The sequence below is a fragment of the Rhodoplanes elegans genome (assembly GCF_016653355.1).
GTDB classification, from domain to species: Bacteria; Pseudomonadota; Alphaproteobacteria; order Rhizobiales; family Xanthobacteraceae; genus Rhodoplanes; species Rhodoplanes elegans.
Window position 1 is genome coordinate 1 of record NZ_NHSK01000206.1, and the last position, 23,870, is coordinate 23,870.

The following is a 23,870-nucleotide window of genomic DNA, read 5'->3' on the forward strand; positions in this document are numbered from 1 at the left end:
CCCGGGCGAGAGCGCCTCCGGGACGACCGTCATCACGCCGTCGATGTTGCCCGGCACCTCGTTGTTCCAGAAGCGCAGCACGCGATAGCCCTGCGCTTCGAGGTAGGCGGTGCGTTTCGACTTCGCGCCGGCTTGATCCTCGAGGTTATGCTGCCCGCCGTCGACCTCGATCACCAGCCTCGCATCGTGGCAGGCGAAGTCGGCGAAATACGGCCCGATGGTGGCTTGGCGTCGCCAGTGTGAGGACGGCAGCAGGGCGCGCAGATGCCGCCAGAGCTTTCGCTCCGCATCGGTCATCTCACGACGGAGATTTCGGGCGCGGTCGACGCGAGTGTCGCGGCGGCGAGGCTTTCCTTCGGCGTTCATGGTGCCGCACCGCTGCTCCCCCCACCCCTGACCCCTTTGGCGCGCCGTCGGCGCGCCCGCCATTCGCTTCGCGAACGGGGGGAGGGGAAGGAGACGCCTCGTTCAGAACCAGAAGACGTCGGGCCGGATCGCGCCTACTGCCCCACCGCCTCCAGCACGTCGTCGAAGGTCTTCAGGCCTTTCTGCGGGGCGTTGACCATCACGGCCATGTTGCCGGGCTTGTGCTGGTTCTGCCACATCATGTGATGGGCGAGCGGGATCTCGTTCCAGGAGAAGGCCTCGCTCATGCACGGGTCGATGCGGTGGTCGAGCACGAACTGGTTCGCCGCCGAGGCCTGCTTGAGATGGGCGAAGTGCGAGCCCTGGACGCGCTTCTGCCGCATCCACACATAGCGGGCGTCGAACGTGATGTTGAAGCCCGTCGTGCCGGCGCAGAACACCACCATGCCGCCGCGCTTCACCACCAGGCAGGAGACCGGGAAGGTCGACTCTCCCGGATGCTCGAACACGAGGTCGACGTCCTTCTTGCCGGTGATGTCCCAGATCGCCTTGCCGAACTTCCGCGCCTCCTTCACCCAGGCGGCGTATTCGGGCGTGTTGACCTGGGGCATCTGGCCCCAGCACTTGAAGTCCTTGCGGTTGATCACGCCCTTGGCGCCGAGCTGCAGCACGTAGTCGCGCTTGCTCTCGTCCGAGATGATGCCGATGGCGTTGGCGCCGGCGGCCGCGCAGATCTGCACGCCGAACACGCCGAGCCCGCCCGAGGCGCCCCACACCAGCACGTTGTCGCCTGGCTTGAGGATGTGGGGCGGATGGCCGAACAGCATCCGATAGGCGGTGGCGAGCGTCAGCGTGTAGCAGGCCGCCTCCTCCCAGGTGAGGTGGTCGGGTTTCTTCAGGAGCTGGCGAGACTGCACCCGGCAGAACTGGGCGAACGAGCCGTCCGGCGTCTCGTAGCCCCAGATGCGCTGCGAGGGCGAGAACATCGGGTCGCCGCCGTTGCACTCCTCGTCCTCGCCGTCGTCCTGATTACAGTGGACGATGACCTCGTCGCCGACCTTCCAGCGATGCACCTTGCTGCCGACCGCCCAGACGATGCCGGACGCGTCGGAGCCGGCGATATGATAGGGCTCGCCGTGGCCGTCGAACGGCGAGATCGGCTGGCCGAGCGCCGCCCAGACGCCGTTGTAGTTGACGCCGCCGGCCATCACGTGGACCAGCACGTCCTCGTCGCCGAGCGGCCAGGTCGGCACCACCTCGACCTGCATGGCGTCCTGCGGTGGGCCGTGGCGCTCACGGCGGATCGCCCAGGCATACATCTTGGCCGGCACGTGCCCGAGCGGCGGGATTTCGCCGATCTCGTAGAGATCCTTGGGTTCGTTGGTCGATCGAAGCTGGGTCACGGCCGCCATGGCACTTCCTCCGCCGGTCGAGAAGTCGGTCCGCCCGTAAGCCGGGCGAGTGTGCATCACCGGATATCGCGTCGCAATAAGTACCACGGTCGCAAGCACCGGCGCAGGACTTAAGCCTTCGTCAATTCGGAGGGGGGATCCTCCGCAGCGCCGCTGCCGCGCCCCCGTCCGCGCCGGTAGAGCGCCCGTTTATCTGCTCAGGACCGCGCCGGCGATGCCCGCTTCCGCTCCGATCGACGCCGCCGTCCCGTCGTCCGCGTCGTCTGGCCGCAGCCCCGTCTCGTCCCCGCCGATCGCCACGCCGAAGGGCGCTACGCCGTTCACCGGCGCGCCGATCACCGGCCACGCGATCACTTGCGCGGTCGCCGACGGCGCGGCCGAGCCGGCGGGGATCGAGCCGGTGCGGCTCGTCTGCTTCGCGCTCGCGATCGTCAACCTCACCTACATGGTGGCGGTGCTCGGCAGCGGCGACTGGATCGTGACCCCATCGGGCGCGCCGGTCCACACCGATTTCGTGATGGTCTACGCGGCCGGCAAGCTGGCGCTCGCCGGCGATCCCGCCGCCGCCTGGGATTGGACGCTCCACCGCGTCGCCGAGGACGCGGTGCTGGGCCGCCCGGTGCCCGCCTATTACGGCTGGCACTATCCGCCGCCCTTCCTGATGGTCGCCGCGGCCCTCGCCACGTTACCCTATTGGGCCGCCTTCGCGACCTGGATGGCCGTGACGCTGCCGCTCTATCTGGTGACGCTGCGCGGCATCGTCGCGGCTCGGCTCGGCTGGCTCGCCGCCGGCGCGTTCCCGGTGATCGTGCCGAACCTGGTGCCGGGCCAGAACGGCTTCCTCACCGCGACGCTGATCGGCGGCACCCTCGCGCTGTTGCAGCGACATCCGGTCGCGGCCGGCATCTGCCTCGGGCTTCTGACCTACAAGCCGCAATACGGGCTGCTGTTTCCGCTGGTCCTGCTGGTGACGGGGCGATGGGCCACGATCGCGGCCGCGGCCGTGACGGCGCTGCTGCTCGCGGCCGCCACGCTGGCGGTCTTCGGGGCGGCCGGGATCGCCAGCTGGGCCGCGTTCCTGCACTGGCTGCCGCTGACCTCGGACGCGCTGCTGTCCGGGTCCGACGCCGAGTTTCACAAGTTCCAGAGCGTCTTCGCGCTGGTCCGCCTGGCTGGCGGCAGCGCCGCGCTGGCGTGGAGCGTGCAGATCGGCGTGGGGATGGTCACGGCGGCCACTGTCTGCCTGATCTGGCTCATCAAGAGAATTCCGTACGAGATGAAGGCGGCGACGCTCGCCGCCGGCGTGCTGCTCGCGACCCCGTACGTCTATCTCTACGATCTGACGATCCTCGCGGTGGCGCTCGCCTTCCTGCTGCGCCACGCGCTCGCGACCGGCTTCCTCGCCGGCGAGCGCCCGGCGCTGGCCGCGGTCGCGGCCGCCTTCCTGGTGCTGCCCGTGCTCGGCATCCCGGTCGGCCTCGTCGGCGTCGCCGTGACGCTCACGCTGATCGGCCGCCGCATCGGGGTGGCGCTTGCGGCGCCTCCGGCGGTCGGCCCCTCTGTCGCCTAAAGTCGCAGGGTCGTGTCGCGGTAGCGGGCTGACAGCCCGCACGGGCCGGGTTATCCTCGCCGTCGCAGTGCAACAAGGATCGCGCGTCCGCGTGCCTTCGGACGCCGCGCGCCTTCGGACCCCGGGCGAACCATGGGCTTGTCCTTGCTGGTATGGCTGATCGTGGGTGCGCTGGCCGGCTGGATCGCCGGCAAGCTGGTGCACGGCGTGGGCTTCGGCCTGGTCGGCAACATGGCGGTCGGCATCGTCGGCGCCGCCATCGCCGGATTCCTGCTGCCGCGGCTCGGGATTTTCTGGGGCGGCGGGTTCCTCAGCGCGGTCTTTCACGCCGTCATCGGCGCCGTCATTCTGCTGGTCCTGGTCGGCCTGGTCCGTCGCTAGAGCGGACATGGCCGGTCGCGTGCGCGTGGCCCCTCGTGGGCCGGCGCTGCGACGTGAATTTCGAACGTAACAACTCGTTTTCAGGGAACGTCCTCGATGCGCGAGACACCGAAGCGCGACACACCGAAGCGCGACAAGCCGTGGATCATCCGGACCTATGCGGGCCACTCGAGCGCCCGCGAGTCCAACGCGCTCTATCGCAAGAACCTGTCGAAGGGGCAGACCGGACTGTCGGTCGCCTTCGACCTGCCGACCCAGACCGGCTACGACTCGGATCATCCGATCGCCCGCGGCGAGGTCGGCAAGGTTGGCGTCGCGATCTCGCATATCGGCGACATGCGCACGCTGTTCGACGGCATCCCGCTCGACGCGATGAACACGTCGATGACCATCAACGCGACGGCCGCCTGGCTGCTGGCGCTCTACGTGGCGGTGGCGGACGAGCAGGGCGTGCCGCGTGAAAAGCTCACCGGCACGACCCAGAACGACATCATCAAGGAGTATCTGTCCCGCGGCACCTACGTGTTCCCGCCCGGGCCGTCGATGCGGCTGATCAAGGACGTGATCCTGTTCACGACCCGCGAGATGCCGAAGTGGAACCCGATGAACGTCTGCTCCTACCATCTGCAGGAGGCGGGCGCGACGCCGGTGCAGGAGCTCGCCTACGCGCTCGCCACCGCCGTGGCAGTGCTCGACTCGGTGAAGGAGGCGGGCGAGATCGCCGACTTCGGCGAGGTGGTCGGCCGCATCTCGTTCTTCGTCAACGCCGGCATGCGGTTCATCACCGAGATCTGCAAGATGCGGGCGTTCTGCGAGCTGTGGGACGAGATCACCCGCGAGCGCTACGGCGTCAGCGATCCCAAGCAGCGGCTGTTCCGCTACGGCGTGCAGGTGAACTCGCTGGGGCTCACTGAGCAGCAGCCCGAGAACAACGTCTACCGCATCTTCCTGCAGATGCTCGCCGTCACGCTGTCGAAGTCGGCCCGCGCCCGCGCCGTGCAGCTGCCCGCCTGGAACGAGGCGCTGGGCCTGCCGACCCCGTGGGATCAGCAGTGGTCGCTGCGCGCCCAGCAGATCCTCGCCTACGAGAGCGACCTGCTCGACTACGGCGACATCTTCGCCGGCTCGACCGAGATCGCCAAGAAGGTCGAGGAGCTGAAGGCCGAGGCGCGCGACGAGCTGCGCCGCATCCTCGACATGGGCGGCGCCGTCGGCGCGATCGACACCGGCTATCTGAAGGAGCAGCTCGTCGTCTCCAACTCGCGCCGCGTCGAGCTGATCGAGGCGGGCGAGCAGGTCGTCGTCGGCGTCAACAAGTTCGTCGAGACCGAGCCGTCGCCGCTGCCGACCGGCGAGGGCGCCATCATCACGATCCCGCCCGAGGTGGAGGAGGAGCAGGTCGCCCGCCTGCAGGCGTGGCGCGCGGCGCGCGACGACGCCGCGGTCGCGCAGACGCTGGCCGAGCTGCGTCGCGCCGCGATCGAAGGCCGCAACATCATGCCGGCCTCGATCGCCTGCGCCAAGGCGGGCGTCACCACGGGCGAATGGGCCTTTGCGTTGCGCGAGGGTTTTGGGGAGTACCGGGCGCCGACCGGCGTGTCCGGCGCGGCGCGCAACGACGCGCGCAACGTCGAGGAGATCAAGGCCGAGGTCGACCGGGTGTCGCGAAAGCTCGGGCGGCGATTGAAGTTCCTGGTCGGCAAGCCGGGCCTCGACGGCCACTCCAACGGGGCCGAGCAGATCGCGGTGCGGGCGCGCGACGCCGGCATGGACGTCGTCTACGAGGGCATCCGCTTCACGCCCGCGGATATCGCCAGCGCCGCGCGTGAAAAGGACGTCCACGTCGTCGGCCTGTCGATCCTGTCGGGCTCGCACATGGAGCTGGTCGCCGACACGCTGGCGAAGCTGCGCGAGGCCGGCGCCTCGCATGTCCCCGTGGTGGTCGGCGGCATCATCCCGCCCGACGATGCCAAGGCGCTGCTCGCCGCCGGCGTCGCCGGCGTCTACACGCCCAAGGACTTCGACCTCAACCGCATCATGACCGACATCTGCCGGATCGTGGAGACCGCGACGTCCGACAAGGCGGCGTGACCCGTCGGTGCGGACCGCAGGCCCGCGAGCACCTGGGCTCGCGGGCGCCCGTCTCGTCCACGTACGCTCGTCCATGCGCGCGTCGCTGCGGCCCCGGTCCCGCGAGGGACGCGGGCCCGCAGCCGCGTAGTCTCGCTCCTGCCGACGAAGTTACGGCGTGCGCAGCGGCTTCAGGGCGCCGGCCCACTTGTGCAGCTCGTCCAGGACCTCCTTGACGGCGGCGGTCTGGATGTCGTTCGGCGTGAAGACGCCGTCCTTGATCTGCGGGAAGACGAACGGGATCACCACCGCCTCCAGGATCGGCATCACCTTCAGCGTCGTGAGGATCTGCTTGGTCATCTGCACGGCCCGGATGCCGCCCGAGATGCCGCCGTAGCTGACGAAAGCGGCCGGCTTGTAGTTCCACTCCGAGTAGACGTAGTTGAGCGCGTTGAGGAGCGCCGGGGTGGGGCCGAAATTGTACTCCGGCGTGACGAACACATAGGCGTCCGCTGCCTTGACGCTGTCGCTCCACGCTTTGGTGTGGGCCTTCTCGTATTTCTGCATCCGCGGATGATGCGGCTCGTCGTAGACCGGCAGGGCGAAGTCGGCGAGGTCGACCAGATGCGCGTCGAAGGCGCCGTGTGCCTTGGCGCCGTGGTGGAACCACTGGGCGACGGTGGGGCCGACGCGGCCGGGGCGGGTGCTGGCGACGATGGTGTGGAGGCGAAGAGTCACGAGGGTCTCGCTTGTCGGTTGGGTCGAGGGTGAAGGTGTCCCCGCCCCCATAAAGGAAGCCTGGTGACGATCCGCAAGGCGTTACCGCCCTGTGGCGGCCCCGTGCGGCCATCCGGACACGTTTTCGCGCAGCGCTGCGGTTCCGCCTGGCGCGGTCCGGACATACGGCCCGGCGCCGGCCCGAGACGGCCGACTCACCCGATGCGGTGGATGGCAGGAGTGCGTTGACTTGCGGGCGCCGGCGGGCCTAACCCCTCGGCCGTGCCGCATCGTCGTTCGGCGGAATGGTCGGAGTGGCAGGATTTGAACCTGCGACCCCCTCGTCCCGAACGAGGTGCGCTACCAGACTGCGCTACACTCCGTCCCGCCGGTGAGGACGGTCTTATAGCCAAGCGAATCCGCGCCGGCAAGCACGGGAGTCGATGTGACTGCGATGATTTTCACGCGCGTCCTGGCAGCAGGGGACGCGGCGGCCGCGACCGCCGCGCGCATCCTGCAGGACGGCGGACTGGTGGCTTTCCCAACGGAAACGGTCTACGGGCTCGGCGCCGACGCGACGAACGCGACCGCCGTGGCGCGCCTCTACGCCGCCAAGGGGCGGCCGCGCTTCAATCCGCTGATCGCGCATGTCCCGGATGCGGCTGCCGCATGGGCGCTCGGCCGGGCCGATTCGGCCGCCGAAAGGCTCGCCGCCGCCTTCTGGCCGGGACCGCTGACGCTGGTCGTCGCGAAGGCTCCCGGGTGTCCGGTCTGCGACCTCGCCACCGCCGGGCTCGACACGCTGGCGCTGCGCGTGCCCGACCACCCGGTCGCCCAGGCGATTCTCGCGGCCTGTGGCCGGCCCGTGGTGGCGCCCTCGGCGAATCGCTCCGGCCATGTCTCCCCCACCACGGCCGCGCACGTGGTCGGCGACCTCGCCGGCCGCATCGACCTCGTCGTCGACGGCGGCGCGACGCCGGTCGGGGTCGAATCGACCATCGTGGCCTGCCTCGGCGGCATGCCGCGGCTGCTGCGCCCCGGCGGCGTGCCCCGCGAGGCCCTGGAGGCGGTGCTGGGCGGACCGGTCGCCGACCCGCCGGCGGCGGTCGCCGAGACGGCCCCGGGCGTCGTGCCCGAGGCGGGGCCGATCGCGCCCGGCATGCTGAGCTCGCACTACGCCCCGCGCGCCCTCCTGCGCCTGCGCGCCAAGAGCGTCGCGCCCGGCGAGGCGCTGCTCGCGTTCGGCCCGAGCCTGCCGCCGGGGGCGGAGCACGCCGCGGCGGTGCTGAATCTCTCGGCGGGCGGCGACCTCGCCGAGGCGGCGGCGGCGCTGTTCGCCCATCTGCGCGCCCTCGACGCCTCCGGCGCGCCGGTGATCGCGGTCGCCCCGATCCCCCGCCACGGGCTGGGCGCGGCGATCGCCGACCGCCTCGCCCGCGCCGCCGCCCCGCGGGGGTGAGGCTCGCCCCTGCAGTCTTCACCTGTCCCCGCGTGGCGTGAACCTCTCCCCGCGTGCGGGGAGAGGGAACGACGCCCGTCATCCCAGACGTGGCCCGCCATCCCTTCCGTCGCCCGAACGCGCTAGAGTGCGCGTCCCATGGACGCTCCCCGCATGCCCCCGCTTTCCGCGCCGCTGTCCCCCGAAACCCTCGCCCGCTTCGTCGCGATCGTGGGCGAGCGCCACGCCGTCACGGAACCGGCCGAGCAGGCCGCGTATCTGGAGGAGCCGCGCGGGCTCTATCACGGGGCGACGCCGGTGGTGCTGCGTCCCGGCTCGACCGCGGAGGTCGCCGCCATCCTGCGTCTCGCGACGGAGCTCGGCGTCCCGGTCGTGCCGCAAGGCGGCAACACCGGGCTGGTCGGCGGCCAGATTCCGCACGACGGCGAGATCCTGCTCTCGCTCAAGCGGCTCGACCGCATCCGCGAGATCGATTCCGCCTCCAGCACCATGACGGCGGAGGCGGGCGTCGTGCTGCAGGCCGCCCAACAAGCGGCGGCCGCCGTCGACCGGCTGTTCCCGCTGTCGCTCGGCGCCGAGGGAAGCTGCACGATCGGCGGCAACCTCTCGACCAATGCGGGCGGCACCGCGGCGCTCGCCTACGGGGTGGCGCGCGACCTCGTGCTCGGGCTCGAGGTGGTGCTGCCGGACGGGCGCGTCTGGCACGGCCTCAACAAGCTCAAGAAGGACAATACCGGCTACGACCTCAAGCACCTGTTCATGGGCGCCGAGGGCACGCTCGGCGTCATCACGGCGGCCGTGCTGAAGCTGTTCCCGGCGCCGAAATCGGTGGAGACGGCGTTCGTCGCGGTCGAGACGCCCGAGGCCGCGCTGGCGCTGTTCGGCCTCGTGCAGGGGCGCGCTGGCGGCAGCCTCACGAGCTTCGAGCTGATGGCGCGCATCTGCCTCGACATGGCGCTCCGCCACGGCACCAACCTGCGCGACCCTCTGACGACACCCTCGCCCTGGTACGTGCTGATCGAGTTCTCCTCGGGCGCGAGCGAAGGGCTGCGCGATCTCCTCGAGGAGACGCTGGGGCTCGCGCTCGAGCAGGATCTCGTCACCGACGCTGTGATGGCCGAGAGCCTGGAGCACCGCGCCGCCTTCTGGCGCCTGCGCGAGTTCGTCTCCGACGCGCAACGCTACGAGGGCGGCTCGATCAAGCAGGACGTCTCGGTGCCGGTCGCGGCGGTTCCCGATTTCATCCGCGCCGCGTCGGAGGCCGTGACGACGCTGATCCCCGGCTGCCGGCCGGTGCCGTTCGGCCATCTCGGCGACGGCAACATCCACTTCAACGTCAGCCAGCCGGTAGGCGCCGACAAGGCGGCGTTCCTGGCCCGCTGGGACGCGATCTCGGACGCGGTGTTCGCCGAGGTTCTGTCACGTGGCGGCTCGATCTCGGCCGAGCACGGCATTGGCGTGATGAAGCGCGACTATCTCCCGCGCATCAAGGACCCGGTGGCGCTCGACCTGATGAGAACGTTCAAGGCCGCGCTCGACCCGGCCGGGATTCTGAATCCCGGCAAGGTGGTGTGAGGGGCGGATTTGTTCGGCGCGACCTCTCTCCGCCCTCACCCTGAGGAGCGGCCGCAGGCCGCGTCTCGAAGGGCGAGGGCGGCCACGTCGACGGGGGCCACATGGTTCGAGACGCGATCCTGGCGCGCGAGCGCGCCCGGATCGCTCCTCACCATGAGGGGAGAGTCGAGGTGAGCGCCGCTTGGTCAGGGTCGGCGACCTGATCAGATCGCGCCTCGACCGTCCGCCCCTCACCAGCTCTTGGCGAGCGAGAGCCGCACGGCGAGCGGCTCCACCGCGTGGACGTGGCGATCGAAGACGGCGGACGTCTCGCCGGCGAGCCGCGACTCGTAGGCGTACTCGATCTGGTTGGTCTTGGTGTCGAACAGGTTGTAGGCGTCGAGCTGGATCTTGAGCCCGTCGTCGAAGCGGTAGCCGAGCCGCGCGTTGACGACGAAGGACGACAGCGACCGCACGCTGTCGTCCTCGACCAGCGGCCGCGGCCCGAAATAGCGCGCCTTCAGCGAGCCGAACCAGCCGGTCTCGGTGCCGGCCGTCATGGTGAAGGAGCCGACCCACGCCGGCGCGCCCGGGATGAACGCACCGGCCGGGTCGTAGTCGGTGAAGTGGGCGCGCGTGTAGGCGAGGTCGAGATCGAGGGTGAGCCAGCGGTTGACCTTGTAGTCGTTGGTCCACTCGATGCCGACGCGGCGGCTCGGCCGGCTCGCCTCGGTGGTGCCGGCGTCGCCGACGAACAGAAGCTCGGAGGCCTGGTCGAGTACGAACACGGCGACCGACGAGGTGAGCCCGTCGATCGACCGGTTGCGCAGGCCCACCTCGGCACCCTTGGTGCGCACCAGCAGCGGCACGGTGGCGAGCGGCGTCGTCTTGTCGGCCGGATCGACCGTGATGGTCGCGCCACGAATGTCGTTCGAGTGGAAGCCGTAGCCGCCGTTGAGGAACAACTCGGTCTTGTACCACGGCCCCAGCACCAGGCCGGCCTTGGGACTGGTGATGGCGGCCGCGGCGTCGCCGGAGTTCTCCACGGTGTCGCTCGAGACCGAGCCGCGATACCAGTCGCGCCGCACGCCGACCGTGGTGCGCAGCCAGTCGGTCCAGCGGATCGTGTGATCGGCCCACACCCCGACACTGCCTTCCTTCACACCGTCGGCGCGGGTGGTCGAGAGCCACTGCCGCTGCGCCGTCTTCGTCAGCCCGATCGTGATGTCGTCGAAGCGTGTCTGCACGCCGACGCGGGTCTCCATCGGGCGGTCGGCGACCGTGTAGGCGAAGGTGTGGCTGGCGTTGACGCCGAGCACGGTGCGCTTGTCGGTCTGGCTGAACTGGTCGCCGTTGACCGGGTCGTCGAGAAAGTAGGTGAAGTTGTTGTAGAGCGTCAGGCTCGAATTGATCGCGAAGGCGTCGACCCGGGTGGTGCCGTGCTCGCTCGCATGCGCCCAGCGCCCGGAGAGGCTGTAGCGGCTCGCCTCGCCGCCGTCGGTCGGATCGAGCGAGCCCCAGCGGCTGATCAGGCCCTGGTCGATCGCCCGTTGCGCCACCTGGTCGGTCGAGGTCCAGCGGTTTCGGTAGGCCATGCCGGTGAGCGAGAAGCCGTCGTCGGCCGTGCCCTCGACGTAGCGCACGACGCCGTTGAGCTTGCGCACCTTGTCCGGAACGTCCCACGGGCCGTCGTAGACGACGCCTTCACCGGCCGCGATCAGGGTCGCGCCGGTGTCGGTCCTGGTCGACAGCACCGCGACGTTGCGGCCGTAGCCGAACATGCCGATCGTGCCCTCGACGTAGTTCTTCGGCACGCCGCGCAGATAGTCGATGTGCACGGCGCCGGCCGAGGAGAAGTCGCCTTCGTCCGCGTAATACGGCCCCTTGCGGACGTTCAGCGCCTGCACCAACTCGGGGATCATGAAGTTGATGTCGGCGTAGCCCTGGCCGTGGCCGTGGGTGCGCATGTTGACCGGCATTCCGTCCACCCAGATGGCGAGGTCGGTGCCGTGATCGAGATTGAAGCCGCGCAGGAAGTACTGGTTCGCCTTGCCCTCACCGCTGTGCTGGGTGACGACGAGCCCGGGCACCACCTCCAGCATCTCGCCGACCCGGGCGGCCGGCACGTCGCGCATCTCCTCGCCCGTGATCGTCACGGCGCTGGCGGCGGCGACCGGGGCGGCGGGCCGTGGCGGCGCCGCCGCGTCCGTCACCTCGAGGGCGGGGAGCGTGACGGACTGGGCGGTCGCCCCGTCGATCCCGGCGCCGTCGATCGCGGCGACGGTGACGAGCAGAAGCGGCGCGAGGCGGATCGACGGAGCCATGGCACGAGCCGTTGCCCGACGGGGCGACGACATCCGTCGGTATGAAGAATTAGATCATTCGTAATCCCATGGTTAGGAACAATCAATAAATTCGTCATACGGACGCACGGATATGCCGCCGCTGTGGCGCGGCGGCATCAACGCCGTAGGGGCAGGGTGCGCATGCCGCCGACACGAGCCGCCGCGCGTCCGGCCCGCTCAGTCGCCCTTGTACTCGGCCGGCTTGGTGTCGGCGATCCGGATCAGGAGCTCGGCCGCCTTGCGGTCCTCGGCCAGGAAGGCGACGAAGTCCTTCGGCCCGGTCGGCGCCGACATCACCGCCTGCTGGTCGAGGAACGCCTTGAACTTCGGCTCCTCGAACAGCGTCTTGAACGCCGCGGCGAGGCGCTCGATCGCCTCCGGCGGCGTGCCTTTCGGGGCGCCGAGCCCCCACCAGCCGATGCCCGGATAGCCGCCGATGCCGGCCTCGGCCGCGGTCGGCACGTCGGGCAGCAGCGGCGAGCGCGTCGTCGACGACACGGCGAGCGCCTTCACCTTGCCGCTCTGCAGGGCGGCGAGGAAGTTGCCGACGCCGAAGCGCGTGATCTGCGCCTCGTTGGCCATCAGGGCCTGGGCGGCCGGGCCGCCGCCCTTGTAGGGAATGCCCTGCACCTTGGCGTTCCACTGGTTGTTCATCCAGCGCAGGAACAGGTCCGGCAACGAGCCTTCGCCGAGCGTCGCGTAATTGAGCGCGGCGGGCCGCGCCTGGATCTTGTCCTTCAGCTCGGCGACCGTCGCGACGCCGAGGTCGGACGAGACGAACACGCCCTCGATCAGGAAGAACAGCCGGCCGACCGGCGCGATGTCGTCCGGGTTGTAGGGCAGCTTGGCGAACAAGAGCGGATTGTACGACATCGTGTTGTGGTAGACGGCGCAGAACGTGTGCGCGTCCGGCGCCGACTGGGCGCAGGCGGTGGCGCCGAGGATGCCGGCGGCGCCGCCCTTGTTCTCGATGATGATCGGCTGGCCGAGCTTCGGCTGCAGCTCGTTCGCGGCGGCGCGCAGGATCACGTCGGTGACGCTGCCGGCGGCGATCGGCACGATCATGCGGATCGGCTTCTGGGGCCAGCCCTGCGCCGTGGCGGCGAGCGTCCCGGCGGCGAGCGCGCTGACCGCGACGAGGCTCGCGGCGGCGAGGCGGATCGGGCTTCTCATGTCTGCGTCCTCCGATCGTCTTGTTTGTTTGGTCGCGTGGTGAGGTGTCGTCGCGGCGGGCCGGGCGTTCGGCCGGGCCCGGGGATCGTCTGATCGAAGGTCGTCAGTCCTTCGTCTCGGCGCGGGTGCCGTAGAGGCCGTGCGACGTGTCCTTGACGGTGAAGAAGACGACGTCGGCGTCCGGGCCCGCATGACCGCCGTGGACGACGCCGCCCGGCTGGTAGATCACGGTGCCCGGTCCAGCCACGAAGGTCTGGCCGTCGACCTCGGCGTGCATCACGCCCTCGATGATATAGGTCCACTGCTCGTTCGGATGGCTGTGGCGCTCCGTCACCTCGCCGGCCTTCAGCCGCACGAGGCCGCACATCATCCGCTCGCCCTCGACCACCTTGCCGGTCGCCGAGGTGTAGCCGCGGCCGACGTCGAGCGAGGCGATCGACGTGAGATCGAACACGTATTCCTTCTCGCCCACCTTGGTGACCTGGGGCTTTGCGGCGGTCGGCGGGGTTTTCTCGGTCATGGCCTCGTCCTTCTCGGTGACTCGCTTGTTGGACGTGTTCAGGTGAAATGCGCGCCCTTGTCGGCGACGATGAACTGGCCCGTGATGGCGTCGCTCTCGTGCGAGCACAGGAACACGAGCGGGCCGCCGAGATCGTCCGGCGTCACGTCCTCGGGGATGGCGCGGGCGGCGCGGATCTTCGTGATCAGCTCGGGTTTCGCCGTGAAGGCGGCACCGGCCGCCGGATTGGCGATCAGCCCGGTCGCCAGCGTGTTGACCCGGATGCCCTGCGGCCCGAGCTCGCGAGCGAGCGCCCGGGTCAGCGCCAGCACGCCGCCCTTCATGCTCACGTAATGGAGCCGGTTGGGCAGGCCCTCCTGCATCGTCGTCGAGCCGATGTTGACGATCTTGCCCCAGCCGTTGCGGGCCATGCGGGGCGCCGCCGCCTTGGCGCACAGGAAGCTGCCGCGCAGCCCGACCGCCATCACCTGGTCCCAGGCCGCGACGTCGAGTTCGGCGAGCGGCACGGGCGGGATGTTGGAGCCGACGACCGCGTTGTTGACCAGGATGTCGAGCCGGCCGAACGCCGTCTCGGCCGTCGCCGCCATCGCCTCGACGGCCGCCTCCTCGGTGACGTCGACCGTCACGGCGACGGCGCGGCCGCCCTTCTCCCGCAACGCTTCCGCGACCGGCTCGGCGTCGACGATGTCGGCGACCACCACGCTCGCGCCCTCTGCCGAAAGCGCCGCCGCGAACACGGCGCCGAGCGCCGCCTTCGGTCCGAACGCCGCGCCGGTCACGACGGCGACGAGACCGTCGAGACGGCGGGTGCTGCGTTGCAGCGACGACAGGTCGGGCATGACGGTCATGGCGAGTCCGTTGGGCGAGTCCTGCTGGGCGAGTCGCGTCGAAGCTCTGCATGCGAAGTGGACGGGGTCAAAGCGAACGCGTCGTCTTGCGCTGGCGCGACAGAGATCGTGCGCCCGGCCGACAGGCCGCCGTCCTCGGGCAGCCGGCATGTTGCGGCCGGCAGCCGCCCCTCATAGGATCGGCCAAAAGCGACAAGATCGACACGTCCGGGAGGCGCGCATGGTCAGGGTCGATCCGGGGCTGGCCCCCGCCGAGAAGCAGCGCCTCTGGCAGGACGCGATCGCCTGGCATTTCGGCGACGCGGACCTCTCGATCCGCCGGCCCGACCGCTTCGCCGGCCGCATCGTCACGCTCGGCGACGGGCCGATCCGGCTCGTCGAGGTCGCGAGCGACAACGAGATCGGGGTGCGCACCCGCCGCCATGCGGCGCGGGCGCGCGACGAGGTCTTCGTCGTCGCGCTGGTGAACCGCGGCCGAGTGTCGTTCGAGCAGCGCGGCCGCAGTTGCGTGCTGACCGACGGCATGGCGACGCTGTTCGCCGCGTCGGAGCCCTACGTGATCCGCCACGACGATCCGGCCGACGTGATCAATCTCACGGCGCCGGCGTCGCTGCTCCAGTCCTTCGTGCGGCGGCCGCACGATCACGTCTGCCGGGGTGTGTCGACCCGCGGCCTGGTCGGCAAGGTCTCGCGCGACCTGATGGTCGGGCTCGCCGCGGCGGCGCGGGCGGGGGCGCGGCGCGACGACACGGATGCGGCCGCGGCGTCCGGTCCGCTCCAGCTCGCGCTGGCGAGCATCGCGGTGCTGCTCGCCGAAGGGCAGGCGGAGCCCTCCGGCCTCGGCCCCCGCCAGGCCGCGATGATCCGGCGCTGCCGCGAGATCATCGCCGCCTCGCTCGCCGAGCCGGAGCTCGGACCGGCCCTGCTGGCGCAGCGCATGGGCGTGTCGGTGCGCTGCCTGCACGGGCTGTTCCGGGCGGCCGGCACCACGGTCTGCGACGACGTGCTGGAGGCGCGGCTCGCCCGCAGCCTGCAGCTGCTCGGCGATCCCGCCGCCGCGACGCTGCGGCTGAAGGAGGTCGCCTTCACGAGCGGCTTCGCCAACCCGTCGCTGTTCGCGGCGCAGTTCAGGCGGCGCTACGGGCGGACGCCGGGCGAGATGCGGCGGGCGCTGCTGGGCGGCGGGTGAGCGGCCGGGGGTCGGCAGAGCCGGTCGGCGCGCCGCGACGGTTGGCGTCGGTATGAAGATTCGATAATGTCGTAGGATCGAACCGGCGGCACGCCCACGGCACGGGGCTGCTGCGGCGGCCGCGTTCGGCCTCGACCGCAGGAGATCATCGATGCCGCATGCCCGCGCCGTGACGCTCGCCCGCACCACCGCTGTCCGCACCGGCGCACTCGCCGCCGGGATCGTGCTCGTCGCCACGACGGCCGCCTCGGCCCATGTCGGCCAGGCGCCGCATGTCCACGGCTTCGCCGACGGGTTCGTGCACCCGCTGTTCGGGGCCGATCATCTCGCCGCCATGCTGGCGGTCGGCCTGTGGTCGGCGACGCTGGGCGGTGCCGCGCTGCTCGCCGTGCCGGCCGCCTTCGTGGTGCTCCTGGTCGTCGGCGCCGTGCTCGGCGCCACCGGCGTGCCGCTGCCGGCGGTCGAGCCGGCCATCACGGCCTCGGTGATCGTGCTCGGGCTTCTGGTCGCGCTCGCCGTACGGCTGCCGCTGGTGCCGGCCGCCCTGCTGGTCGGCGTCTTCGGCCTCGTCCACGGCTATGCCCACGGCGCCGAGATGCCGGCGGCGGCGAGCCCGCTCGCCTACGGGCTCGGCTTCGTGACCGCGACCGTGCTGCTGCACGCGACCGGCATCGGCCTCGGTCTCGCCCTCGGCCGCATCGCCGAGGTCCGGGCCGGCCTCGGCACGGCCCGGCTCGCCGGCGCCTGCGTGGCGGGCGTCGGCCTGGTGCTGGCGCTCGCCTGACGCCGGCGCGCGGCCCGACAGTCTGCGACGCGCCGGATCGGCCTCAGCGGCAGATCCGGGCGTCGGCGAGATTGCGGAAGTCCGTGCCGGTGGCCGCGGTGTCCGGGCCCTTCACCCAGACGATGACGTTGGCCTCCGACTTCGCCGTCGTGCCGCAGCGCATGTGCACCGAGTACATGGTGCCGGGCGTCGCGGCCCGCTCCTCGACCCACTCGACCGGGCAGGTCTCGCCGCCCTTGGCGTAGCTTTGTGCCGTCAGCACGAAGCCGCTGCCGGCCGGCGCCGGGCAGCTTCCGGTCGCCGAAATCCAGGTGCCGCGCAGGCTCTCCGGCACCTCGGAATGCCGCACATCGGCCACGGCCGTGCCGCTCGTCACGAGGCCCGCCGTCGCCACTGCCGCGGCGAGAACCAGTCCCGTCGCCATCACGCTCGCCTTCATCATCGCGCACCCGCCGTCGTGGATTCGTCGCGGTATCTTAATCCAGGGCCCGCGGTCAGGCATCCGCCGTGTCGGGCGAGGCGGCGTCCTTGTGGACGTCGTCGCGGGCGTCTCGGGGCTCGTCCGGCGCGAAGGGCTCGAGCAGCATGCGCAGGGTGTCGGCCGTGTAGGGCTTTCGCAGCCGCGGCGTCTCGGCGAACTCGGGCGGGAAGGCCGCGTGCTCGCCGTAGCCGGTGGCGAACGCGAACGGCACGCCGAGCGCGCGCAGCCGCGTGGCGATCGAGAAGCTCGTCTCGGCCCCGAGATTGACGTCGAGCAGGGCGAAGTCGGGCGGCCTCGTCTCGATGGTGGCGAGCGCGTCGGCCACCGAGGCGGCGGTGCGCACGGCGTTCGCGCCGAGCCGGCGCAGCATGTCCTCGGCGTCGAGCGCGATGATCATCGTGTCCTCGACGAGCAGCACGTCCTGGGGCACCCGGCCGGCCGGCGGTGGCGCCTCGATCGGCGTCGCGTCGGTCGGGCGGCCGCCCGGCGCCGGGCGGGCGAAGCCGCCGGGAACGACGAAGCGGGCGACGAGACCGGTCGGCGCGTAGTCGACCGTCGCCTCGCCCTTGAGGTCGTGGCGGATCGAACGCTCGATCACGGTCGAGCCGAAGCCGCGCCGCGTCGGCGGGGCGACCCGCGGACCGCCGCTCTCGCGCCAGCGCAGCGCCAGCGCGCCGTCGGGCCGGAAGCCGACCGCGACGTCGACGCGACCGCGCGAGTCGCTCAGCGCGCCGTACTTGGCCGAGTTCGTGATCATCTCGTGGACGACGAGCGCGATCGTCGTGAACGCCTCCGGCTCGATCAGCACCTCGGGTCCGACGATGCGCACCCGCTCGCCCTTGCCGCCGAGATACGCCGCCGCCTCGGCGGCGACCAGGCTGCGCAGCGACGCCGGTCCCCACTGGTCGGCCGTGATCTGGTCGTGGGCGCGGGCGAGCGCCTGGATGCGGCCGCCCACCACCTCGGTGAACGTCTCGATGGTGGCCGCCGAATCGCGGCTCTGGGTGATCACGCCGCGGATCAGGCCGAGGATGTTGCGGATGCGGTGGTTGAGCTCGGCAATCAGCAGATCCTGCCGCGCGACGGCGCGACGGCGCTCCTCCTCGGTGAGGTCGGAGAGCTGCAGGATCACCTCGAGCAGGCTGACGCGGAGCTGCTCGGCGATCCGGCATTCCACTGGCAGCCAGGGCAGCGACTGGCCCGTGACGGTCTCCTTCCACAACTCGAAGCTCTGGCGCGGCGTCAGCCGGTCGCCGTTGGGGCCGATCGCCTTGGGGGTGTTCGGATCGCCGGCCCAGGTGACGGTGCGGGCGACCTCGCGGCGGAAGAACACCAGATAGTCGCGGGCCGGGCGCGACAGCGGCACCACCAGCATGCCGGCGGCGCGCGCCGCGAAGGCGCGGGCGGGCGGGTGCTCGGCCCCGATGTCGTGGCGGGCATGCACGCGATCGATCGCCTTGACGTCGATATGCGCGACGAGGTCGGAAAACTCCTCCGCGGTCGGGGTCAGCCCCTTCAGCGTGGCGCGCCCGTTCGTCCACACGCCGACGCCGTCGCAGGTGAGCAGATCGGCCATCTCGTCGAGATGGGCGACGACGCCCTCGAAGCGCGTCGACTCGCGCGCCATGGTGCCGACCAGGCGCTGATGCAGAGCCTGGGCCCGCGCCTCGTAGGCCGCCTCGACGGCGCGCTCGCGATTCTCCAGCACCAGCGCGAACACCTGGGCGAACAATTCGGCCGCGCTGCGCCGGCCGAAGGCGACCCGGTGCGGTGCATAGTGATGGCAGGCGAACAGGCCCCACAGCTTCCCGTCGCGCAGGATCGACACCGACATCGAGGCGCGCACGCCCATGTTGCGCAGATACTCGATATGGATCGACGAGACGCTGCGCAGCATGCTCATCGACAGGTCGAGCGGCGGATCGTCCGCCCCCGCCGAGACCACCGGCACCGGCACGGCGTCGATGTCGCCGATCAGCCGCAGCACGTTGCGGGCGTACAGCCGGCGCGCCTGGCGCGGGATGTCGGAGGCCGGATAGTGCAGACCGAGAAACGTGCCGCGGCCGGGATCCACCGCCTCGCCGACCACCTCGCCGGAGCCGTCGTCGTCGAAGCGATAGACCATCACGCGGTCGAAGCCGGTGAGCGCCCGCAGCTCGCGCGCCGCCGTGCGGAAGAAGCTCCGCCGGTCGTCGGCGCGCCGCAGCCGGGTGATCATGTCGCGCACCAGCGCCGGCGCCGCCGTGTCGCTCTCGCCCGTGGTCGGCTCGCACTCGATGACCACGGTGTCGCGCCCCATGGGGTCGTTCGCGCCGTTCGCGTCCGCGTCCGCCGCGGCGACGACGTGGGCGGCGACGTCGCAGACGAGGCCGGGACGCAGGCGCAGCCCGAAGGCGCGCGCCGCCAGATCGCCGGCGACGCCCTGCAGGAGGCCGCGCAGGCTGTGCAGCGCCTCGGCCTCGACGAGAGCGTCGAGCGGGCGGCCGATCAGATCGTCGCCGTCGCGGCCGAGCCACGCGGCGGCGTTGGCCGAGACATGCGTGACGATCCAGTCGTCGGCCGCGACGGCGATCAGAAAGCCGAACGGCTGCACGGCGCCGAGCAGATGGATCGGCTCGCGGTCGCAATTGGTCAGATCCACGCTCGCGCCGGCGTCGGCTTGCATCGTCGGTCCGTTTGTCGGGACGGAGCCGCCGGTCCGCGGCGGTCGGATTACACGTCACCGGCGCTGATGTCGGCGCTGCGCCGACCCGTCGTGCCGTCGTGTGGGCGGCGTCCGGCGACCCCTCCCAGGAGCGTGATCGCCGGATCCGTGAAACCACGTTACCACCGTCGTCTTCGCCGGGTCGGTGCACTTGTGAACATATCGGGATCATGCGATGCGCTAGAGGAGCGTCCCGACGAACACGGTCCCTCCTCGATCAGCGTCATCCAGCCGACATATGAGCAAGATCACCGGCGCAGCCGCCGCGCGGCCCGACAACAACCTGCTGCAGACGCTGCGGGAGGCCGACTTCGCGCTGATCGGCGCACTCCTCGAGTCGAACCCGCAGGATGCCAACCAGCTCCTCTACAATCCCGGCGACAATGTCGAGACCGTGCACTTTCCCTGCGGGCCGAGTCTCGTCTCCTATCTGGTCGGCAGCGAGGACGGCCGCGACGTGGAGACCATCCTGGTCGGCCGCGAGGGTGCGGTCGGCGGCATCGTCTCGTTCGGCCATCTGCCGGCCTATTGCCGCATCGTGGTGAAGTATGGCGGCCCGTTCGTGCGGCTGCGGGTCACCCAGCTCGAGGCCGCCAAGGCGCAGTCGCCGACGCTGCGTTACCTGTTCGCCCGCTATGCCGACTGTTTGCTCGCTCAGGTGTTCCAGTCGACCGCCTGCAACGCCATCCACTCGATCGAGCAGCGCGCCGCCAAGTGGATCCTCTCGGCCATGGACCGCACCGGCGATCACGTCGTGCCGCTCACCCACGAGCAGCTCGCCACCATGCTGGGGGTGGGTCGCAGCTACACCAGCCGCGTCATGCAGGGCTTCCGGGCCGACCGGATTCTGGAGACGCGGCGCGGCGCCGTGGTGGTGCGCGACCGCGAGGCCCTGAAGGCACGCGCCTGCCTGTGCAACGAATCCGTCAAGGCGCACTTCGACGCCGTGCTGCGCGGCGTCTATCCGACGAGCGAGGAGTAACGGAGCGCCTTGTCGCGGAGGGACAGGCGCCTCCTGAACGCCATCATCAGGTCGCGCGGCCCGGCACGGTCTGCTCCCTCCCCCCTTGTGGGGGAGGGAACCACGACGTAACCTCGTCCTGATCACTTAACTTCTTCTGATCACTTCGCCTCGACCAGATTGGCGAGACGCACCACCTCGGCCCATTTCTTCACCTCGGCGGCGACGAAGTCGGGCATCTCGGCGGTCGGGCGGAAGCGGGCGACGACGGCATTGCGGTCGAAGGTCTCGCGCACCGCGTCGGCCGTGAGCGCGCCCTCGATCGCGGCGGCGAGCCTGGCGACCCGATCGGCCGGCGTCTTGGCCGGGGCGAAATAGGCGAACCACGCGTCGGCATCGACGTCCGGCACGCCGGCCTCGGCGAGCGTCGGGATGTCGGGCATCAGCGGCACGCGGCGCGACGAGGCGATGGCGAGCGCCCGCACCATGCCGCCCTCGAGCTGGCCGCGGATGTTGGCGACCGCGATGAAGCCGAAGTCGACGACGCCGGCCATCAGGTCCTGGGCGAGCGGACCGCCGCCCCGATAGGGCACGTGCTGGGCCTCGACGCCGGCCTTGATCTTGAACAGCTCGCAGGCGAGATGCGACGACGAGCCGATGCCGGTCGAGCCGTAGTTCAGCTTGCCGGGCTCGCGCTTGAGGAGCGCGACCAGCTCGGTCGCGGTCGCGACCGGCAGGGTCTTCTTGACGACCAGCGCGTGCGGCACCGTGCAGACCTGGCAGATCGGCACGAAGCTGTCGATCGCGCGGTAGGGGAGCGAGGGATAGATCGCCTCGTTGGTGCCGTGGGTCTGCTGGGTGCCGAGCACCAGCCGGTAGGCGTCCGGATCGGCGAGCGCGACCGCCTGGGCCGCCACCGAGCCGCCGCTGCCGCCGCGATTTTCCACCACCACCGGTTGGCCGAGCGCGCGCGTCATCGGCTCGCCGATGGCGCGGGCGACGAGATCGACCGAGCCGGCCGGCGGATAGGGCACCACGACGGTGACGGGGCGGGCCGGCCAGTCGGTCTGCGCGAGCGCGGGACCGGAGAGGGCGGGAAGCAGCGCGGCGCCGGCGGCGCCGAGAAACAGGCGGCGATCGAGCATCGGGAGGGTCCGGAAGCGGAAGGCGCGGGGCACGCCGGGACGGCGTTCATAGCCCCCGCGCCCCGCCGCCGGCAAGCGGCGGTGCGCGCGGCCCCTGTCCCGGCCGGTCGTCACGACCGGCCGGGGGCGGGCGCTCAGCCGCAGCGGCGGATGCTGCGATAGACGACGCTGCCGTTCGGGCGGACGACGCGCTCGCGCACGGTGCGGCAGCCCCCCATGCCCATCCGCGGCCCCGGACCCGGCGAGCAGACCTGCTTGGTCGAGTAGATCACGCGGCCCCCCGGGCGGACGACGCGCTGACGCACGGTGCGGCAGGCGACCTGCTCGGTGAGCGGCTCGGCGCCCTTCACGGCGGGATCGAAGAAGCGGGCGTCGGCCGGCGCGGCGACCACGAAACAAGCGGCCGCCGCCGCGGCGGCGGTGAGGGTGAGACGCATGCTTGGCTCCTGATGATGATCTCGGGACTGACGCCGTGTGAAAGACCTCGGGAGAGGCGACGGCGCCTTCGTCAACGGAGCGGAGGCAGAGGTGTTCCGGCTGTGACCGTTGGACAGGCGGTGGCCTCGAACGACGAAACGCCCCGGCGGGGGCGCCGGGGCGTTCGTGTCAGGCGGGAAGGTGCTTCGCGGTCCGGGCGGGGTCGCCCGTCAGGACGTCGTCACGGGCAGGCGTGACGATTGCCGTCGTAGCCGAGATAGGTGCCGGAGGCCGGGTCGTAGGACCTGAACCGCTGCTGGCAGTAGGCGACCGCGTCGCCACCGCCGCCGCCATAGGCCGGCGCCGCCGCGTAGCCGCCGTAATAGTTCGGCTGCGAGGCGAGCGCGCCGCCGATGATCGCACCGGTGGCGAAGCCGGCGATGCCGGCCGCGGCGCCGCGGCCCCAGCCGCCGTGACGGTGATAGTGCCCGCCGCCGCCGTGCCAGCCGCCGCCCTGCCAGCCGTGGCCGCGCCAGCGCTGCGCCTCCGCCTGGGGCGCGGCGAGCACCAGCGCCGAGCAGAGCGCCAGCGCGCCGGATGCGAGCTTCATCTTGGTCGAGATCATGAAAGCCTCCCGTTGGATTGCAAAACCATCGACGGGGCAACGATCGTCGCGCCGGCCTGTTGCGTGAAACTTCGGTAAGCTGTGATGTCCTGACGGCGCACGGAAATCGGGTGGTGGTATCGCGTCGCGCGCGGTAGAGAAGCGCTGATCCACGACCGCCAGTCGACCACGAGGACCGCGATGCAGCTCTCCGCCGAGTTCCTGATCACGTCGCTGATCGTCGTCGCCTCGCCCGGCACCGGCGTGCTCTACACGCTCGCGGCAGGTCTCTCGCGCGGTCGCGGCGCCAGCGTCGCGGCGGCGTTCGGCTGCACGCTCGGCATCGTGCCGCACATGCTCGCCGCCGTGCTCGGGCTCGCCGCCGTGCTGCACACCAGCGCGCTGCTGTTCCAGATCGTGAAGTGGCTCGGCGTCGCCTATCTGCTCGTGATGGCGTGGCAGACGCTGCGCGCGCACGGCGCGCTGCGGGTCGAGACGGACGGCCAGATGGACGGTCAAGTGGACGGCCAAGTGGACGGCCAGGTGAACGGCATGGTGAAGACCCGGTCGACCCGCGACATCGTGATCACGGCCGTGCTGGTCAACATCCTCAATCCGAAGCTGTCGCTGTTCTTCCTCGCCTTCCTGCCGCAGTTCGTGGCGGCCGGGGAGACGGCGCCGCTCCTGCGCATGCTGGAGCTGTCCGCCGTGTTCATGCTGATGACCTTCGCCGTGTTCGTCGTCTACGGCGTCGCGGCGGCGGCGGTGCGCACCCACGTCATCACGCGTCCCGCCGTGCTCGCCTGGATGCGCCGCGCCTTCGCGGCCGCCTTCGTCGCGCTCGGCGCCAAGCTCGCGCTGGCGGAGCGGTGAGCGGCCCCACGCCGATATCCCACCCGACCGTCGTCATCGCCGGGCTCGACCCGGCGATCCATCTCTCTGCGACACGACCATGTTGTTGCGAAGGAGATGGATGCGCGGGTCGAGCCCCATAGGCGCTAAGATAAGGGGATTTCCGTCGGAATCGGGATGTGATTCAAGTCGGAGATGGCAAGGAACCATCTTGATTCGACCGAGTGGGATCGGCTCGTCGAGGGGCTCGGTGGTGAAGCGGCACTGACCGCGTCGGCTCGGGAGCTGAAGGCGTTCGTGCGCGCCCGCGGGATTCGC

At 70.9% G+C, this 23,870-nt stretch carries 21 protein-coding genes and 1 tRNA gene; 9 read left to right on the forward strand and 13 right to left on the reverse strand.

Annotated elements, in window-relative coordinates:
• Together CCR97_RS24145 and ccrA are read right to left on the reverse strand one after the other, a co-directional pair.
• A partial coding sequence (locus tag CCR97_RS24145; RefSeq protein ID WP_244670647.1) for an endonuclease domain-containing protein occupies positions 1 to 429 on the reverse strand: 429 nt, incomplete at its 3' end.
• A 71-nt stretch (positions 430 to 500) separates the two neighbouring features.
• Positions 501 to 1,778, reverse strand: a complete 1,278-nt coding sequence (ccrA, locus tag CCR97_RS24150) for a crotonyl-CoA carboxylase/reductase (protein ID WP_111357417.1) — start codon at positions 1,776 to 1,778, stop codon at positions 501 to 503.
• Positions 1,779 to 1,992: 214 nt separating this feature from the next.
• On the opposite strand from ccrA, the gene CCR97_RS24155 reads away from it, so the two are divergent.
• The 3 genes from CCR97_RS24155 (at position 1,993) to CCR97_RS24165 (ending at position 5,820) form a co-directional block, all read left to right on the forward strand.
• Entirely contained in the window at positions 1,993 to 3,348 is a 1,356-nt protein-coding gene (locus CCR97_RS24155; protein WP_146618751.1) for a glycosyltransferase family 87 protein, read from the forward strand.
• 132 nt (positions 3,349 to 3,480) lie between these two features.
• The gene (locus tag CCR97_RS24160) at positions 3,481 to 3,729 is read left to right on the forward strand and encodes a GlsB/YeaQ/YmgE family stress response membrane protein (RefSeq protein ID WP_111357420.1); all 249 of its coding nucleotides are present in this window, start codon (positions 3,481 to 3,483) and stop codon (positions 3,727 to 3,729) included.
• 96 nt (positions 3,730 to 3,825) lie between these two features.
• On the forward strand, positions 3,826 to 5,820 hold the full coding sequence (locus tag CCR97_RS24165) for a protein meaA (RefSeq protein ID WP_111357421.1): 1,995 nt from the start codon (positions 3,826 to 3,828) through the stop codon (positions 5,818 to 5,820).
• Positions 5,821 to 5,970: 150 nt separating this feature from the next.
• Here the strand turns inward: CCR97_RS24165 and CCR97_RS24170 are convergent, their stop codons facing one another.
• Both CCR97_RS24170 and CCR97_RS24175 read right to left on the reverse strand, forming a co-directional pair.
• Entirely contained in the window at positions 5,971 to 6,537 is a 567-nt protein-coding gene (locus CCR97_RS24170) for an NADPH-dependent FMN reductase (RefSeq protein WP_201159951.1), read from the reverse strand.
• A 285-nt stretch (positions 6,538 to 6,822) separates the two neighbouring features.
• Positions 6,823 to 6,899, reverse strand: a tRNA-Pro gene (locus tag CCR97_RS24175).
• Between the two features lie 71 nt (positions 6,900 to 6,970).
• On the opposite strand from CCR97_RS24175, the gene CCR97_RS24180 reads away from it, so the two are divergent.
• Together CCR97_RS24180 and CCR97_RS24185 are read left to right on the forward strand one after the other, a co-directional pair.
• Positions 6,971 to 7,975 (forward strand): L-threonylcarbamoyladenylate synthase, encoded by a 1,005-nt coding sequence (locus CCR97_RS24180; RefSeq protein ID WP_201159952.1) that lies wholly within the window; start codon positions 6,971 to 6,973, stop codon positions 7,973 to 7,975.
• 153 nt (positions 7,976 to 8,128) lie between these two features.
• Entirely contained in the window at positions 8,129 to 9,550 is a 1,422-nt protein-coding gene (locus tag CCR97_RS24185; protein ID WP_111358591.1) for an FAD-binding oxidoreductase, read from the forward strand.
• Between the two features lie 230 nt (positions 9,551 to 9,780).
• Here the strand turns inward: CCR97_RS24185 and CCR97_RS24190 are convergent, their stop codons facing one another.
• The 4 genes from CCR97_RS24190 to CCR97_RS24205 form a co-directional block, all read right to left on the reverse strand.
• A complete protein-coding gene (locus CCR97_RS24190; RefSeq protein ID WP_244670648.1) occupies positions 9,781 to 11,853 on the reverse strand; it encodes a TonB-dependent receptor in 2,073 nt (690 codons plus the stop codon).
• A 198-nt stretch (positions 11,854 to 12,051) separates the two neighbouring features.
• Positions 12,052 to 13,047 (reverse strand): Bug family tripartite tricarboxylate transporter substrate binding protein, encoded by a 996-nt coding sequence (locus CCR97_RS24195; RefSeq protein WP_170145945.1) that lies wholly within the window; start codon positions 13,045 to 13,047, stop codon positions 12,052 to 12,054.
• 103 nt (positions 13,048 to 13,150) lie between these two features.
• Positions 13,151 to 13,567: a cupin domain-containing protein gene (locus CCR97_RS24200; protein ID WP_111358594.1), complete on the reverse strand. Its 417-nt coding sequence runs from the start codon at positions 13,565 to 13,567 to the stop codon at positions 13,151 to 13,153.
• A gap of 38 nt (positions 13,568 to 13,605) precedes the next feature.
• The gene (locus CCR97_RS24205; protein ID WP_201159954.1) at positions 13,606 to 14,415 is read right to left on the reverse strand and encodes an SDR family NAD(P)-dependent oxidoreductase; all 810 of its coding nucleotides are present in this window, start codon (positions 14,413 to 14,415) and stop codon (positions 13,606 to 13,608) included.
• 220 nt (positions 14,416 to 14,635) lie between these two features.
• Between CCR97_RS24205 and CCR97_RS24210 the strand changes: the two genes are divergently transcribed.
• Positions 14,636 to 15,604: an AraC-like ligand-binding domain-containing protein gene (locus CCR97_RS24210; protein WP_170145946.1), complete on the forward strand. Its 969-nt coding sequence runs from the start codon at positions 14,636 to 14,638 to the stop codon at positions 15,602 to 15,604.
• A gap of 151 nt (positions 15,605 to 15,755) precedes the next feature.
• Complete coding sequence (locus tag CCR97_RS24215) at positions 15,756 to 16,388, forward strand: HupE/UreJ family protein (protein WP_201159955.1); 633 nt, start codon at positions 15,756 to 15,758, stop codon at positions 16,386 to 16,388.
• 43 nt (positions 16,389 to 16,431) lie between these two features.
• On the opposite strand, the gene CCR97_RS24220 is transcribed toward CCR97_RS24215, so the two are convergent.
• Positions 16,432 to 16,830: a hypothetical protein gene (locus tag CCR97_RS24220; protein WP_111359532.1), complete on the reverse strand. Its 399-nt coding sequence runs from the start codon at positions 16,828 to 16,830 to the stop codon at positions 16,432 to 16,434.
• A 52-nt stretch (positions 16,831 to 16,882) separates the two neighbouring features.
• Positions 16,883 to 19,534, reverse strand: coding sequence for an HWE histidine kinase domain-containing protein (locus CCR97_RS24225; protein WP_201159957.1), 2,652 nt, complete (start codon positions 19,532 to 19,534; stop codon positions 16,883 to 16,885).
• 277 nt (positions 19,535 to 19,811) lie between these two features.
• Here CCR97_RS24225 and CCR97_RS24230 point away from each other — a divergent pair, with 277 nt between their 5' ends.
• The gene (locus tag CCR97_RS24230; protein ID WP_111359534.1) at positions 19,812 to 20,555 is read left to right on the forward strand and encodes a Crp/Fnr family transcriptional regulator; all 744 of its coding nucleotides are present in this window, start codon (positions 19,812 to 19,814) and stop codon (positions 20,553 to 20,555) included.
• 140 nt (positions 20,556 to 20,695) lie between these two features.
• On the opposite strand, the gene CCR97_RS24235 is transcribed toward CCR97_RS24230, so the two are convergent.
• From CCR97_RS24235 to CCR97_RS24245, 3 genes are all read right to left on the reverse strand, one after another.
• A complete protein-coding gene (locus tag CCR97_RS24235) occupies positions 20,696 to 21,679 on the reverse strand; it encodes a Bug family tripartite tricarboxylate transporter substrate binding protein (RefSeq protein WP_201159958.1) in 984 nt (327 codons plus the stop codon).
• A 134-nt stretch (positions 21,680 to 21,813) separates the two neighbouring features.
• Complete coding sequence (locus tag CCR97_RS24240; protein WP_111360529.1) at positions 21,814 to 22,116, reverse strand: hypothetical protein; 303 nt, start codon at positions 22,114 to 22,116, stop codon at positions 21,814 to 21,816.
• Between the two features lie 221 nt (positions 22,117 to 22,337).
• Positions 22,338 to 22,721: a BA14K family protein gene (locus tag CCR97_RS24245; RefSeq protein ID WP_111360530.1), complete on the reverse strand. Its 384-nt coding sequence runs from the start codon at positions 22,719 to 22,721 to the stop codon at positions 22,338 to 22,340.
• 180 nt (positions 22,722 to 22,901) lie between these two features.
• On the opposite strand from CCR97_RS24245, the gene CCR97_RS24250 reads away from it, so the two are divergent.
• Positions 22,902 to 23,573, forward strand: a complete 672-nt coding sequence (locus CCR97_RS24250; protein WP_111360531.1) for a LysE family translocator — start codon at positions 22,902 to 22,904, stop codon at positions 23,571 to 23,573.
• The last annotated feature ends 297 nt before the right edge of the window (positions 23,574 to 23,870 follow it).

Excerpts from the sequence above, each read along its gene's own strand:
- CCR97_RS24230 (WP_111359534.1), top strand. The coding sequence starts at position 19,812 with ATGAGCAAGATCACCGGCGCAGCCGCCGCGCGGCCCGACAACAACCTG.
- CCR97_RS24185 (WP_111358591.1), top strand. The coding sequence starts at position 8,129 with ATGCCCCCGCTTTCCGCGCCGCTGTCCCCCGAAACCCTCGCCCGCTTC.
- CCR97_RS24235 (WP_201159958.1), bottom strand. The coding sequence starts at position 21,679 with ATGCTCGATCGCCGCCTGTTTCTCGGCGCCGCCGGCGCCGCGCTGCTT.
- CCR97_RS24250 (WP_111360531.1), top strand. The coding sequence starts at position 22,902 with ATGCAGCTCTCCGCCGAGTTCCTGATCACGTCGCTGATCGTCGTCGCC.
- CCR97_RS24155 (WP_146618751.1), top strand. The coding sequence starts at position 1,993 with ATGCCCGCTTCCGCTCCGATCGACGCCGCCGTCCCGTCGTCCGCGTCG.
- CCR97_RS24210 (WP_170145946.1), top strand. The coding sequence starts at position 14,636 with ATGGTCAGGGTCGATCCGGGGCTGGCCCCCGCCGAGAAGCAGCGCCTC.
- CCR97_RS24215 (WP_201159955.1), top strand. The coding sequence starts at position 15,756 with ATGCCGCATGCCCGCGCCGTGACGCTCGCCCGCACCACCGCTGTCCGC.
- CCR97_RS24190 (WP_244670648.1), bottom strand. The coding sequence starts at position 11,853 with ATGGCTCCGTCGATCCGCCTCGCGCCGCTTCTGCTCGTCACCGTCGCC.
- CCR97_RS24180 (WP_201159952.1), top strand. The coding sequence starts at position 6,971 with ATGATTTTCACGCGCGTCCTGGCAGCAGGGGACGCGGCGGCCGCGACC.
- CCR97_RS24240 (WP_111360529.1), bottom strand. The coding sequence starts at position 22,116 with ATGCGTCTCACCCTCACCGCCGCCGCGGCGGCGGCCGCTTGTTTCGTG.
- ccrA (WP_111357417.1), bottom strand. The coding sequence starts at position 1,778 with ATGGCGGCCGTGACCCAGCTTCGATCGACCAACGAACCCAAGGATCTC.
- CCR97_RS24225 (WP_201159957.1), bottom strand. The coding sequence starts at position 19,534 with ATGCAAGCCGACGCCGGCGCGAGCGTGGATCTGACCAATTGCGACCGC.
- CCR97_RS24245 (WP_111360530.1), bottom strand. The coding sequence starts at position 22,721 with ATGATCTCGACCAAGATGAAGCTCGCATCCGGCGCGCTGGCGCTCTGC.
- CCR97_RS24165 (WP_111357421.1), top strand. The coding sequence starts at position 3,826 with ATGCGCGAGACACCGAAGCGCGACACACCGAAGCGCGACAAGCCGTGG.
- CCR97_RS24200 (WP_111358594.1), bottom strand. The coding sequence starts at position 13,567 with ATGACCGAGAAAACCCCGCCGACCGCCGCAAAGCCCCAGGTCACCAAG.
- CCR97_RS24220 (WP_111359532.1), bottom strand. The coding sequence starts at position 16,830 with ATGATGAAGGCGAGCGTGATGGCGACGGGACTGGTTCTCGCCGCGGCA.
- CCR97_RS24195 (WP_170145945.1), bottom strand. The coding sequence starts at position 13,047 with ATGAGAAGCCCGATCCGCCTCGCCGCCGCGAGCCTCGTCGCGGTCAGC.
- CCR97_RS24160 (WP_111357420.1), top strand. The coding sequence starts at position 3,481 with ATGGGCTTGTCCTTGCTGGTATGGCTGATCGTGGGTGCGCTGGCCGGC.
- CCR97_RS24205 (WP_201159954.1), bottom strand. The coding sequence starts at position 14,415 with ATGACCGTCATGCCCGACCTGTCGTCGCTGCAACGCAGCACCCGCCGT.